Origin of the sequence: Marinobacter zhanjiangensis, from assembly GCF_014651935.1 — a bacterium.
GTDB classification, from domain to species: domain Bacteria; phylum Pseudomonadota; class Gammaproteobacteria; order Pseudomonadales; family Oleiphilaceae; genus Marinobacter; species Marinobacter zhanjiangensis.
Window position 1 is genome coordinate 592504 of record NZ_BMXV01000001.1, and the last position, 13251, is coordinate 605754.

Genomic DNA, 13251 nt, shown 5'->3' on the forward strand with positions numbered 1-13251 from the left:
TCTCATCCTACGAAGGTCAACTCGGCAGATGCCCATTGGCTGTCGTATACTGCTCACTTCGCAAGCAGGCAAGCAGACTATGATTCAGGATTTTGAAGCATTCAAGGGGGAATTGAGTCTTTCCAAGGAAGAGATCTGCCGTGAGCTGTTCCAGGAAAATACCGACAGGATTCGCATCAAGAAGGAGGCCACGGCGACCCGAAACCTGGCCCGTATTATCGATTCCACCCTTCGGCTGGCTAATTCCCAGGGCTTCCATGCGATGACCCTCAGGGATCTGTGCGCAGACTCCGGGCTCAGCATGGGCGGGCTATACGCCTATATTCGCAACAAGGACGACCTGATCCATCTTATCCAGAGCCATGGTTTCAAACTGACCCGCCGGACGCTGCTGCATTATATCGACGGAATCGAAGATCCGGCAGAAAAACTGTCCCAGGCCATCAGGGCCCATGTTTATCTGAGTGAACTGATCCGGCCCTGGTTCTATTTTTCGTATATGGAAGCAAAGAGCCTTCCTCCGATAGAGAAGCAGAACGCCATTGCCACAGAGCGGGAGATAGAGACCATCTTCTGCAACATAGTGACCGAGGGAATCGAGCAGGGCGTATTCCGTGACATTAATCCCCGCCTGCTGTCATCCCTGATCAAGGCCATGATGCAGGACTGGTATCTCAAGCGTCGCAAGTATCGCGATCAGGGCGTGTCGGTGGAAGCGTTTGCAGAGCAGATCCGGGAGTTGCTGCAGTGCTATCTGCTGCCGTTGGACAGGGAAGCGGGGGTGGGTTACCCCCGGGTTGCTGAGGCTACTTCGTCTACCTGACGGACAATAATCCCGGACGAAAAAAAGCCCCGGCGGGTAAGCACCTGCCGGGGCTTTTTTGTGCGTTGGACGCTATACGTCCAGATTGGTCACCGACAGTGCGTTGGTCTGGATGAAGTTCCTCCGGGGCTCAACATCATCGCCCATCAGTGTCGTGAAGATCTGGTCCGCAGCAATGGCGTCCTCGATCGTCACCTTCATCATCCGGCGGGTTTCCGGATCCATGGTGGTTTCCCACAGCTGCTCCGGGTTCATTTCACCCAGCCCCTTGTAACGCTGGATATTGAGGCCCCGTTGGGCTTCCTTCATCAACCAGGCCAGGGCACCCTCGAAACTGAGAACAACCTGTTTGCGTTCGCCGCGCTGTATATAGGCGCCATCCTCGATCAGACCGTCGAGGGTCTCACCCAGGCGCGCAATGGCCTTGTAGGAAGATGACTCAAAGAAATCGTGACTGAATACATGAGTATAGGGAATGCCATGGACATAGATAGTCACCTTGGGAAGGAACAGGTTTCGTTCGGTATCCCGCTCCACCGAGAAGGTGTACTTGGTACCGGTTTTGGTATCCAGGTCCAGCCCTTCACCCAGTCGCCCCACCCAGCGGGTAACCGCTTCTTCTGATGTCAGGTCCTCCGGGCTCAGGGTGCTGTTCTGAATCATCTGTTTCAGCACCATGTCCGGATAGGCCCGTGACAGGCGCTCAATCATGGCCATCACCGCCTGGTAGTCCTTGACCATGGTTTCCAGTGCGGAATCCTTGATGGCAGGGGCTTCCGGGTTCACGAACAGCTGGGCATTCTCCAGGGCTGTCTGGGTCAGGTAGGCTTCCTTGGCCTTCTCATCCTTCAGATACTGTTCCTGCTTGCCCCGCTTCACCTTGTACAGCGGCGGCATGGCGATAAATACATGACCACGCTCGATAATTTCCCGCATCTGGCGGAACAGGAAGGTCAGCAGCAGGGTACGAATGTGGGAGCCGTCCACGTCCGCGTCGGTCATGATAATGATGGAATGATAGCGCAGCTTGTCAGGATCAAACTCTTCCCGGCCGATACCGCAACCGAGGGCGGTGATCAATGTGCCCACTTCCACTGAGGACAGCATCTTGTCGAAACGCGCTTTCTCGACGTTCAGAATCTTGCCTTTCAGGGGAAGTATTGCCTGGGTGCGGCGCTCACGACCCTGCTTGGCGGAACCACCGGCAGAATCACCCTCCACAATGAACAGTTCCGACAGGGCAGGATCCTTTTCCTGGCAGTCGGCCAGCTTGCCCGGCAGGCCGGCGATATCCAGAGCGCCCTTGCGGCGGGTCATGTCCCTGGCCTTGCGGGCGGCCTCTCGGGCACGGGCGGCTTCAATCATCTTGTTGACGATGGTCTTGGCTTCGTTGGGCTGCTCCTGCAGGTAATCGGAAAAGCTCTGATACAGCTCCTGCTCCACCGCGGTCTTCACTTCGGAAGACACCAGTTTGTCCTTGGTCTGGGAGGAGAACTTCGGATCCGGCACCTTGACGCTGACAATGGCGGTCAGGCCCTCCCGGGCATCATCGCCGGATGTGCTGACCTTGGACTTTTTACCCAGTCCTTCGTGCTCGATGTAATTGTTCAGCGAGCGCGTGAGAGCCGCCCGGAATCCTGCCAGGTGAGCACCGCCATCCCGCTGGGGGATGTTGTTGGTGAAGGTATAGATGTTTTCCTGAAAAGCGTCATTCCACTGCATCGCCACTTCCACGGCGATTCCATCCTCACGCTCCGTATTGAAGTGGAATACACGGTTCAGTGGCGTCTTGCTATGGTTCAGATGCTCAACGAAGGCGCGTAGACCACCTTCGTACTCGAAAATATCCTCTTTGCCACTACGCTCGTCCTGCAGGCGGATACGGACGCCGGAATTCAGAAAGGCCAACTCCCGGAGACGTTTGGCCAGGATGTCGTAATGGAACTCGATACTGGTGAAGGTGTCTGGCGAGGGCACAAAGTGCACTTCCGTGCCACTGCGGTCGGTATCGCCGACAGCACCCAGGGGGCTGTTAGGCACACCGTGGCTATAAGTCTGTTCGTAGACCTTGTTCTCCCGGCGAATGGTCAGCTTGAGGGTAGAGGACAGCGCATTGACCACTGAAACGCCCACACCATGGAGACCACCGGACACCTTATAGGAGTTGTCATCGAATTTACCGCCGGCGTGGAGCACGGTCATGATAACTTCGGCGGCTGAAACGCCTTCGCCTTCGTGTAGATCTACCGGGATACCCCGACCATTGTCCCGGACAGTAACGGACTCATCGGCGTGAATAACGACACCAATCTCAGAGCAGAACCCTGCCAACGCTTCGTCGATGGAGTTATCCACCAGTTCGAACACCATATGGTGCAGGCCCGTGCCATCGTCTGTGTCGCCGATGTACATGCCGGGGCGTTTACGCACGGCATCCAGACCTTTAAGAACCTTGATACTGGAGGAGTTGTAACTCTGTTCGCTCATTCGGACGCTCCTGAAGCGCTGGTTTGTTCTTCCGTTAGCCGCCCATGTTCCACGTGGAACATTTTGTGTTGCGGGGGCGGACTGTCCCATAGATCGGTGGGATCCGGTCTTTCAATAGCGGTTAAAAATACCTGGCTACCCAAGCGGGTCAGCCTCTGGGCCAGCAACCGCCGGTGGGTCTGGTCCAGCTCTGCGTTGATATCGTCGAGCAGAAAGGTCACCTGTTTGTGATGACCTGCGAGCACTTCACCCTGGGTCAGCTTCATCAGTATTACCAAGGTCTTTTGTTGCCCGCGGGAAAAAATCTCGGCTACGGTCCTGCCATGATAACGGAGGCGGACATCAGCACGGTTGGGGCCGTAGAGTGTATGTCCGACCTTCCGTTCCTGGTCTCGATGTTCGGCCAGCGTTTCCGCAAGACCTTTCTTGCGATCCCAGCCCGGGTAATAGTCCACCTTCAGGTTATCAGCCCATTCACCGTGTACTTCAGCCAGGGTGCGCCGTAACCGGGATTCGAACTCTCGAAAGACCGACTCCCTGAGCCGGTCTACCTGCTCCGACAGGTCTACAAACTGTCTGTCCCATACCTGCAGCAGATGATCATCTATTGTACCACTTCTGAGCACCTGATTGCGCTGGGATATGCTGCGCTGACACTGTTGCCACAGGGGCCCGAAAGAAGGTTCCACGTGGAACACCAGCCAATCAAGAAACTGTCGCCGTTTACCCGGGCCACCGGCCACAATATCAAACACACCAGGATCGATGACTGACACAGGAAACAGAGACGCTAACACTGACAGGCTGTAGACATTCTCCCCATCAACCCGGAGCCGGGTTTCCTGGGTCTGTATATCCCGGGAAAACCCCAGACGCGAGACTGACACTTTACCCTCATCGGAATTCCGGGTTGGTTGGACCTGACCAAAAATAACAAAGCGTTGCTCACCTTCCTGGCAAACCGCTTTGTGACGATGCTGCCGAAAGGAACGGCCCAGCCCGAGATAGCCGATCGCCTCAAGCAAGCTGGTTTTACCACTGCCATTGGCGCCGTAGATCAGGTTGACCGACGGAGAGAATTCGAGCGAGGCGGGAGACAGGTTACGGAAATGATCAATCTGAAGGGACAGCAGGGCCATCAGTGCAGCATGGTCAGGCGATCATCCATGAACACATCCATCTCCGGAGCAAGAATGTGAACGTAACGATCGAAATAGAGAAACTGTTTGAGCAGCAGGGCAAACTCCCGGGGGAAATGAAGACCATGGTCCTCACCGATACGAACCACTTCCATCAGGATGTTGTTTACCTCATCCTCTGTGTCATCCCCTTGACCGGGTAATGCAGACTCATCCGGCACCACCCGATCCATGCTCTGGTAAAGATTCCGCAAGTCCCGGGCAAGCGCCGAGGCGTCTACGGATTCCCGAGTGATGCCGATGCGGATCATGGCGTCAGCCATTCCATCAAAATTACCCGCCATGACCGCAGCAATAAATTCGGACACCGCCTGCCACGTCTGTGGACGAATCCGCCCCACAATCCCGAAGTCGATAAAACCAATACGACCGTCGTCGAGTACCATCAGGTTGCCGGCGTGAACATCGGCATGGAAAAACTCACACTGGGTCAGACTGGCGAACCAGGTGTTCATGGCCGTAATCAGGGTACGTTCCGGATCATTGGTAACCCGGCGAATGGTTTCCAGATCCGTCAGCGACACACCATGGAAGCGCTCCATGGTCAGCACACGACGGGTACTGAATTCGTGATGGACCCGGGGCACTACCACCTCGTCATTGTGGGTATCTTCGAGGAAACGACGGAAGGTATCCAGGTTTCGCGCTTCCTGGATAAAGTCGCACTCCTCCATCATGGTTTGCTGGATTTCCTCAACAATACCGGACAGGGAGGTCCAGGACAGCTTAGGAGCCAGCGCTTCCACCAAACGGGACGAGAAATACAGAAAATTCAGATCGGTCAGAAGCACGGTTTCTACCCCGGGCTTCTGGACCTTGATCACCACTTCCTCGCCGCTGACCAGGGTCGCCGCATGCACTTGGGCGATGGACGCGGAAGCCAGAGCCACCGGATTGATTTCGCTATAGACTTCCTCGAGCGGACGACCCAATTCCTCCCGCAGGATTCGTCGAATATCGCTGTAGGGGATGCTGGGGGTACGATCCAGACATCCCTGGAACTCGTCCACGTATTCACGGGGGAAGAAGGTGGGAGAACTGGCAATGAACTGCCCCAGCTTGATATAGGTCGCCCCCAGGGACTCGAAGGTCTCCCGCAGCAACCGGGGTGCGGGCGGACGATGCCCCCGCACCCAGCCCAGGCCGGTACGACCAAGAACCGTCATGGTCTGACCAATCCGAAAGGCTCCCTTGAGCCCCTGGCTTACCGTTACCCGTGCCATTGCCTTCTCCTTTCAGTATCAACCTGTTCCGTGAACCGGAACCGACGTGCCGCGATCCCGCCTACAGCCTCATGGGCATGACCACATACAGACTGCGGGTTTCGCTGTCTGATTCGATCAGCGCACTGCTGTTGGGGTTCGACAGGGTAATCCTCACCTGATCATCATCCAGCGCATTCATGACATCCACAAGATAGCCAACGTTGAATCCGATCTGGAGCTCTTCACCCTGATAATCCACAGCCAGCGCATCCTCGGCCTGCTCCTGATCCGGGTTGTTGGCAAACACTTCCAGTTTGCCGGACGACAGATTCAGGCGCACACCGCGAATATTCTCATGGGACAGGATGCCGGCGCGCTGCAGCGTGTTCTTCATGGTAGCGCGGTCCGCCAGGACCACTTTGTCACCACCCCGGGGAATTACCCGGTTGTAGTCGGGGAACTTGCCTTCGATCAATTTGGAAGTGAACGTATAGGATCCTACCGTTACCCGGAGGTGGTTATCACCAATCACCAGGGTTGCCGGGGTTTCCACATCATCCAGCAATCGCGTCAGTTCCAGCACACCCTTGCGGGGAACGATTACCTGGCGCACATCCTCCACCCCGGTTCCCATGTCAAAATGGGCCATTGCCAGTCGGTGGCCATCGGTAGCCACGGTACGCAGGTAGTCCGGCGCCACCTCGAGTAGCAGACCGTTGAGATAATAACGCACATCCTGCTGGGCCATAGCAAAGGCGGTCGCCTCCAGCATTCGGCCAAGCTCTTTTTGCGGTACCTCCAGCCGGATGCTGGCCTCTTCGTCTTCCACATTGGGAAAGTGCTGAGCCGGCAAGGTCGACAGAGTGAAGTGACTCGCTCCGCAACGAAGATGAAGACGATCCCCTTCCAGAACCAGCTCAATAGGTGCCTCGTCTCCCAGCGCACGGCAGATGTCCGAAAGCTTGCGGGCAGGCACCGTGATGGCGCCAGGCTGATCCACATGAACCGGCGCCACCCGGGCCACCAGTTCCACTTCCATGTTGGTGCCGGTGAGGGTCAGGTGGTTTTCCTCCGCTACCAACAGTACGTTGGACAGTACCGGCATGGTCTGTTTGCGCTCTACCACACCGGCAATGGACTGAAGCGGTGTGAGCAGAGATTCTCGGCTGATAGTCAGTTTCATGTCACTCGACGTTCCTGTGGATAGTTTCTTGTCGGCTTGCCGGCGTCAACTGGTCAGCAGACGCATGAAATTCTGATAGTCCTCACGAATCCCGGGATCACTTTCCTGAAGTTCAACAATCTTCTTGCAGGCATGCAGGACCGTCGTATGATCCCGCCCGCCGAAGGCATCGCCAATTTCCGGCAGGCTGTGATTGGTCAGCTCCTTGGACAGGGCCATGGCCATCTGCCTGGGCCGGGTCACGGTTCGCGTACGACGCTTCGACAACAGATCCGATACCTTGATCTTGTAGTACTCCGCCACCGTGCGCTGGATGTTGTCCATGCTCACCTGCTTCTCATGCAGCGCCAGCAGATCTTTCAGGCTTTCACGGATAAACGGCGGCGTAATCTCGGATCCGGTAAAATGGGCATTGGCTATCACCAGCCTGAGTGCGCCTTCCAGCTCACGCACGTTGGAGCGAATTTTCTGGGCGATAAAAAAGGCCGCCTCGCTGCTCAGGCGAACATTCGCCTGCTCCGCTTTTTTCATCAGGATGGCCACCCGCGTCTCCAGCTCGGGGGGCTCCACCATAACCGTCAGCCCCCAGCCGAAACGGGACTTCAGCCGCTCCTCCATATCGGTGATTTCCTTGGGGAAGCGGTCACAGGTAACAATAACCTGCTGGCCACCCTCCAACAAGGCGTTGAAGGTGTGGAAAAACTCCTCCTGGGACCGCTCCTTACGTGCGAAGAACTGGATGTCATCAATCAACAGCGCATCCACGGAGCGGTAATAGCGCTTGAACTCATTGATGGCATTCAGTTGCAACGCCTTGACCATATCCGCCACGAACCGTTCCGAACGCAGGTAAGCCACCTTGGCGTTAGGATTGCGGGCCACGATCTCATTGCCGATGGCATGCATCAGGTGGGTCTTGCCAAGACCAACCCCACCATAAAGAAACAGCGGGTTGTAGGACCCACCAGGGTTTTCCGCCACCTGCATGGAAGCCGCCCGCGCCAGCTGGTTGGACTTACCTTCCACAAACGTATCGAAGGTAAACCCTTCGTTAAGGAACGACTGATGCCGGATGTCCCCTTCTACCTGGACCGATGACCGCCTGGACGCGGCCGGAGGCACGGACGCCGCAACCCCTTTTTCCTCCTCGGTGACCTTGCCGGTCTCCTCGGTATCCGGCACCGAAGGTCGCTTACGGCGTTCCAGCCCGGATGAATGATTGCCATTGATCCGGCGGTGGGCTTCGGCGGTGGACGACCTTGCCCCCTCGCTGGACGGTTGCGAAGGCCGGCTGGCCGAACCTACCTTCATGTTCACCCGCGGAGCATGTCCCCCCTCCAGGTCCTTGATCACTTCCTCAATCCGGCGCAGGTATTTCTGATTTACCCAGTCCATGACAAAACGGTTGGGCGCAAACAGCACCAGGTTGCCCTCGCTCAGTTCCGGCTGAAGGGGCCGTAGCCAGGTGTTGAACTGCTGTGCCGGAAACTCATCCCGGAGTACTTCAAGACACTGATGCCAGATCTGCTGCGGCACGTCCACTTGCCTCCGATACTGAAAAAACACGAATGGAACCCGCAACCCGTTACGCACGGAGCCGCAAGAACCGGAAATTCTACCGCCCGAAGGCCTTCAGGAAAAGCCTCAAAACGGAACCCGTAAACAGCCTGTGGAAAAGTTTTCCCTTTTTTTTCATTATTTTACAATTTTACACACATCGTTGTGTACAGAAAATTCGGGCAAGAAAGTTATCCACAGAGGGTTGTCAATAACCTGCCTGCAACCCTGTTCACGAGCGCTTGATGAATCCGGGATAACCTTCATATCTGGCTGAAACGAGACTTCTCCCCAATCGGTGCATGCGCTATCCACAGCCCTCACCGGCACTTCAGCACAACCTTACCAAGCACGTAACCCTATAATTTCCTGCTAATAAAAAGACCTTTCCACAGAATTTGGCCTGCGTAATAACAGTAATAACAGAAAAGATTTAAAAGAATCAGATAAACCTAATGATGTTATTATCCGGGCGTCCCCATACCCTGCCTCGGGACTTTCCCGCACCGCACTTCCAGTCCCTGCCGCGCACTCCGAGAAAGCATTGAAATCCCCCCATGATTTGCTTAGAATGCCGCACCTGTTTTGACTGTTCATTTTGCAGCCAGCCGCTGGCTTCAAACCACCTCACGATCAACGAGAGCGTAATCATGAAAAGAACGTTTCAACCAAGCGTACTGAAGCGTAAGCGTGTCCACGGTTTCCGTGCCCGCATGGCCACTGCCAACGGTCGCAAGGTCATCTCACGCCGTCGTGCCAAAGGCCGCGCACGCCTGTCAGCCTGATACGGATTGCAGCGTGGGGGATCACTCGTTTCCCAAAACGTCCCGTTTATTGCGACCGGCTGATTATTCCGGCGTTTTTGACGACGTACAGGTGCGTATTCCCCACCGGCACTTCCTGATTCTGGCGTCGCCTAATGGCCTTGGGCGGCCCAGACTTGGCCTGATTTTCTCGAAGCGCAACCTGAAACACGCCGTACAGAGAAATCGCGTGAAACGGTTGGTCCGGGAAACCTTTCGCCATCACAATGACCTGGGGTCACTGGATATTGTCGTTCTCGGGCGACAGAACCTGGCTTCCCAGGACAATCAGGCGCTACACCGGTCTCTTGACGGCCTCTGGCAGAAACTTGCCAGAAAATCACCGGGGTCCGAAACCGCCAGCGACCCTTCAGGATAGGCAGCATGCGATCTCTCCTGGTAGTTCCCATCCATGTCTACCGCTATGCCATCAGTCCGATGATGGCCAGCCACTGCCGTCATATCCCGAGCTGCTCCGCCTACGCACTGGAAGCCATTGATACCCATGGTGCCCTGCGGGGCTCATGGCTGGCAGCACGACGGCTGTCCCGCTGTCATCCCTGGGGAACCCACGGATACGATCCGGTACCCGGCACTGACCGGTCAGATACCCGGGCAAAAGCCAACCAAACTGCAGACTAAGTTTATGGACATTCAGCGCATCGTATTATTTGCCGGTCTTGCCATAGTCAGTTACCTGATGGTCCTGGCCTGGAACGAGGACTATAACCAGCCTGTGGTAACCCCGACCGTTCAGGAGCAATCTGCTGACCCGGAAGCCGTGGCAGATGATGAACTGAGTCTCCCCGATTCTGGTGATCAACAGGCGTCGGATACTGCCGGCGACTTTTCCGCGCCCGGGGATGACGATCGTCAGAGCAGCGCAGACGTGTCCACCTCCGACCGGCTGGTCACCGTTCGCACCGATGTGCTGGAGCTCAAAATCGACCGTGTCGGTGGTAATCTGGTGGAAGCTTCACTACTGGACTACGACCGTAAACTGGACGGTGACGAACCCCTGCGTCTGCTGCAAACCACCGACCGGCGCACCTATTTCCTGGAAAGCGGGATGATCGGCCGCGACGGTTTTGATAGCCGCAAGAATAATGAACCACCGGTCTATGAGGTGTCTGATCCGCAGGTTGAATTGTCCGAAGGTCAGGATTCGATACAGGTCGACCTCCGCTATGAGACCGGCCAGGGCGTCTCAGTCATCAAGCGGTATACTCTCGAGCGCAACAGCTATGAAATCGATGTCAGTTATCTGATCGACAATCAGTCCGACAACGCCTGGCAGGGTAACTTCACCGGCAAGATCATTCGTGACGAAGCGCCCGATCCCACTGCCCAGAACAGCATGGGCATGCGCGCGTTTCTGGGCCTGGTCATCAGTACTCCGGAGGATCCCTACGACAAGTTTGACTTCTCAGACCTGGAAGACGACCGCATCAACCAGCCGGTGACCAACGGCTGGCTGGCGTTCCTGCAGCACTATTTCATTTCCGCGTGGATTCCACCCCGGGACCAGACTCATCAGTTCCAGACAACCACCCGTGGCAACCTCAACGTGATGGGCTTTGTCAGCCCCGCCACTGTGGTCGAACCGGGTGAAACTGCCAGCACGGGCGCCCGCGTTTATGTGGGCCCGAAAGTCATCGATCGGTTGGAAAACATTGCTCCCAACCTCGACCGCACCGTCGACTTCGGGTTCCTGTTCTTCCTTTCCCTGCCACTGTTCCTGTTCATGGACTGGATTCACAGCCTGGTGGGTAACTGGGGCGTTTCCATCATCCTGCTGACTGTGGTCGTCAAGGCGGTATTCTTCAAACTGTCAGCGACCAGCTATCGTTCCATGGCGCGGATGCGTGCTGTAGCGCCGCAACTAACCCGGCTCAAGGAGCTGTACGGCGACGACCGTCAGCGCATGTCCCAGGAAATGATGGCGCTGTACAAGAAGGAGAAGATCAATCCATTGGGCGGGTGTCTGCCCATCCTGGTACAGATGCCGGTTTTCATCGCCCTGTACTGGGTATTGTTCGAAAGTGTGCAATTGCGCCACGCGCCTTTCATGCTGTGGATTCAGGATCTGTCCCAGATGGACCCCTACTTCATTCTGCCGATCCTGATGGGCGCCAGCATGATGCTGCAGATGCACCTGAACCCGACTCCACCGGATCCCATGCAGGCCAAGATCATGAAGATGATGCCCATCGTCTTCACCGTGTTCTTCCTGTGGTTCCCGGCGGGTCTGGTGCTGTACTGGCTGACCAACAACGTTCTGTCCATTGCGCAGCAGTGGTACATTACCAGCAAGATCGAAAAAGAAATGGCTGCCCGAAAGTCGTAACAGCCAACCTGTCTGTCTCAGGTCATGCGGGGCTCCTTCGGGAGCCCCGTTTTGTTTTCAAGTAGCAGCCAGGGGTGCTGCGGAGGTTCCCATGCAACCAGTCACTGATTCCATCGCTGCCATAGCGACGGCCCCCGGCCAGGCGGGCGTTGGTATCGTGCGGGTGTCCGGCCCCATCGCCAGAGATATCGCCCGCTCCATGCTGGGTTTCGAACCCAGACCGCGACATGCCCACTACGGTGCCTTTCTGGATGGGAATGGCGATCTGATTGATGAAGGCATCGGGCTGTTCTTTCCCAACCCTCACTCCTTTACCGGTGAGGATGTGCTGGAACTTCAGGGCCATGGCGGCACGGTGATCCTGGATATGCTGCTGCGCCGGGTCTGCCAGCTGGGTGCCCGCCTGGCCCGGCCGGGAGAGTTTTCCGAACGAGCATTTCTGAACGACAAACTGGATCTGACCCAGGCGGAAGCGATAGCTGACCTTATCGAGAGCAGCTCCGAGCAGGCTGCCCGTTCTGCCGTGCATTCGCTGCAGGGGGTGTTTTCCCGCCGTATCAATGAACTGGTGGAAGCGGTCACCCAACTGAGGATCTACGTGGAAGCCGCCATCGACTTTCCGGAAGAGGAGATCGATTTCCTGGCTGATGGCAAGGTGGCCGAGGACCTGCGCAGGATCGTTGCCGATCTGGATCGGATTATCGTCGAAGCGCATCAGGGCAGTCTGCTGCGGGACGGCATGAAGGTGGTCATCGCCGGCCGGCCCAATGCCGGCAAGTCCAGCCTGCTCAATGCCCTGGCTGGCCGGGAAGCCGCCATTGTCACTGCGGTTGAAGGCACTACCCGGGACGTGCTGCGGGAACATATCCACATTGACGGCATGCCCCTGCACATCATCGATACCGCCGGCCTTCGGGACAGCCCTGACGAAGTGGAACAGATCGGCATTGCCCGGGCCTGGGATGAGATCCGCCACGCCGACCGTATCCTGCTGATGGTGGACGCCACAACCACCGCCGAAGTGGAAGCCCATACTATCTGGCCGGACTTTATCGACCAGTTGCCGGAACAGGCGCCGGTCACGGTGATCCGCAACAAGGTGGACCTGTCCGATGAACCGGTCGGCATCACCGCCGAACCCGGTCAGGCCGCGCCGGTGATTCGCCTGGCGGCCAAGTCCGCCGATGGCCTGGAAATACTGCGGGATCACCTCAAGCAGTGCATGGGCTTTGCCACCACCACCGAAGGCGGTTTCCTCGCCCGTCGCCGTCACCTGGATGCCCTGCAGCGGGCGCTGTCATCCTTGCACCAGGGCCAGGACCAGCTTCAGGGCTATGGCGCCGGGGAATTGCTGGCCGAGGATCTCAGGGCCGCACAGGACGCCCTTGGTGAGATTACCGGGGTGATGACCTCCGACGACCTGCTGGGCAAGATTTTTAGCAGCTTCTGCATTGGTAAGTAAGTACTGACTATCATTTAAAGCAACCTCAACGCAAAGGCCATCGCGCCGCTCAGGAACATCCAACTCACCGCTCCTGTTTCCGCTCCGGTGACGTCCCGAGCCCATGTCAAAGCTCGACTGAACAGAGGGCGGAACCACAAAAAAGGGGAGGCCTGCGGGCTTCCCCTGTTGCGTTGCAGGACTTG

11 protein-coding genes are annotated in these 13251 nt (G+C 56.8%); 6 read left to right on the top strand and 5 right to left on the bottom strand.

The annotated features are described in order from the left end of the window. The first annotated feature begins 79 nt into the window (after positions 1–79). A complete protein-coding gene (locus IE079_RS02750; protein WP_189572411.1) occupies positions 80–823 on the top strand; it encodes a TetR/AcrR family transcriptional regulator in 744 nt (247 codons plus the stop codon). A 72-nt stretch (positions 824–895) separates the two neighbouring features. Here the strand turns inward: IE079_RS02750 and gyrB are convergent, their stop codons facing one another. From gyrB to dnaA, 5 genes are all read right to left on the bottom strand, one after another. Beyond that, a complete protein-coding gene (gene gyrB / locus IE079_RS02755; RefSeq protein ID WP_189572415.1) occupies positions 896–3310 on the bottom strand; it encodes a DNA topoisomerase (ATP-hydrolyzing) subunit B in 2415 nt (804 codons plus the stop codon). Next, complete coding sequence (gene recF / locus IE079_RS02760; RefSeq protein ID WP_189572418.1) at positions 3307–4449, bottom strand: DNA replication/repair protein RecF; 1143 nt, start codon at positions 4447–4449, stop codon at positions 3307–3309. Before recF ends, gyrB begins: the two co-directional genes overlap by 4 nt. After that, the gene (locus IE079_RS02765) at positions 4449–5732 is read right to left on the bottom strand and encodes an ABC1 kinase family protein (RefSeq protein WP_189572421.1); all 1284 of its coding nucleotides are present in this window, start codon (positions 5730–5732) and stop codon (positions 4449–4451) included. Before IE079_RS02765 ends, recF begins: the two co-directional genes overlap by 1 nt. 61 nt (positions 5733–5793) lie before the next feature. Continuing rightward, positions 5794–6897, bottom strand: coding sequence for a DNA polymerase III subunit beta (gene dnaN / locus IE079_RS02770; protein WP_189572424.1), 1104 nt, complete (start codon positions 6895–6897; stop codon positions 5794–5796). Positions 6898–6942: 45 nt separating this feature from the next. Then, positions 6943–8433 carry a chromosomal replication initiator protein DnaA gene (gene dnaA, locus IE079_RS02775; RefSeq protein WP_189572427.1) on the bottom strand — a complete coding sequence of 497 codons (1491 nt, stop codon included), beginning with the start codon at positions 8431–8433 and terminating at the stop codon, positions 6943–6945. 671 nt (positions 8434–9104) lie between these two features. Between dnaA and rpmH the strand changes: the two genes are divergently transcribed. The 5 genes from rpmH to mnmE all read left to right on the top strand — a co-directional run bounded on the left by rpmH (position 9105) and on the right by mnmE (position 13066). Next, entirely contained in the window at positions 9105–9239 is a 135-nt protein-coding gene (rpmH, locus tag IE079_RS02780; RefSeq protein ID WP_008172542.1) for a 50S ribosomal protein L34, read from the top strand. Positions 9240–9252: 13 nt separating this feature from the next. Beyond that, positions 9253–9636 carry a ribonuclease P protein component gene (gene rnpA / locus IE079_RS02785; protein WP_189572431.1) on the top strand — a complete coding sequence of 128 codons (384 nt, stop codon included), beginning with the start codon at positions 9253–9255 and terminating at the stop codon, positions 9634–9636. 5 nt (positions 9637–9641) lie between these two features. After that, complete coding sequence (gene yidD / locus IE079_RS02790; RefSeq protein WP_189572434.1) at positions 9642–9899, top strand: membrane protein insertion efficiency factor YidD; 258 nt, start codon at positions 9642–9644, stop codon at positions 9897–9899. A 4-nt stretch (positions 9900–9903) separates the two neighbouring features. After that, positions 9904–11604 (top strand): membrane protein insertase YidC, encoded by a 1701-nt coding sequence (gene yidC, locus IE079_RS02795; protein WP_189572437.1) that lies wholly within the window; start codon positions 9904–9906, stop codon positions 11602–11604. 91 nt (positions 11605–11695) lie between these two features. Next, positions 11696–13066: a tRNA uridine-5-carboxymethylaminomethyl(34) synthesis GTPase MnmE gene (gene mnmE, locus IE079_RS02800; protein ID WP_189572440.1), complete on the top strand. Its 1371-nt coding sequence runs from the start codon at positions 11696–11698 to the stop codon at positions 13064–13066. The last annotated feature ends 185 nt before the right edge of the window (positions 13067–13251 follow it).

Excerpts from the sequence above, each read along its gene's own strand:
- IE079_RS02750 (WP_189572411.1), top strand. The coding sequence starts at position 80 with ATGATTCAGGATTTTGAAGCATTCAAGGGGGAATTGAGTCTTTCCAAG.
- gyrB (WP_189572415.1), bottom strand. The coding sequence starts at position 3,310 with ATGAGCGAACAGAGTTACAACTCCTCCAGTATCAAGGTTCTTAAAGGT.
- recF (WP_189572418.1), bottom strand. The coding sequence starts at position 4,449 with ATGGCCCTGCTGTCCCTTCAGATTGATCATTTCCGTAACCTGTCTCCC.
- IE079_RS02765 (WP_189572421.1), bottom strand. The coding sequence starts at position 5,732 with ATGGCACGGGTAACGGTAAGCCAGGGGCTCAAGGGAGCCTTTCGGATT.
- dnaN (WP_189572424.1), bottom strand. The coding sequence starts at position 6,897 with ATGAAACTGACTATCAGCCGAGAATCTCTGCTCACACCGCTTCAGTCC.
- rpmH (WP_008172542.1), top strand. The coding sequence starts at position 9,105 with ATGAAAAGAACGTTTCAACCAAGCGTACTGAAGCGTAAGCGTGTCCAC.
- yidD (WP_189572434.1), top strand. The coding sequence starts at position 9,642 with ATGCGATCTCTCCTGGTAGTTCCCATCCATGTCTACCGCTATGCCATC.
- yidC (WP_189572437.1), top strand. The coding sequence starts at position 9,904 with ATGGACATTCAGCGCATCGTATTATTTGCCGGTCTTGCCATAGTCAGT.
- mnmE (WP_189572440.1), top strand. The coding sequence starts at position 11,696 with ATGCAACCAGTCACTGATTCCATCGCTGCCATAGCGACGGCCCCCGGC.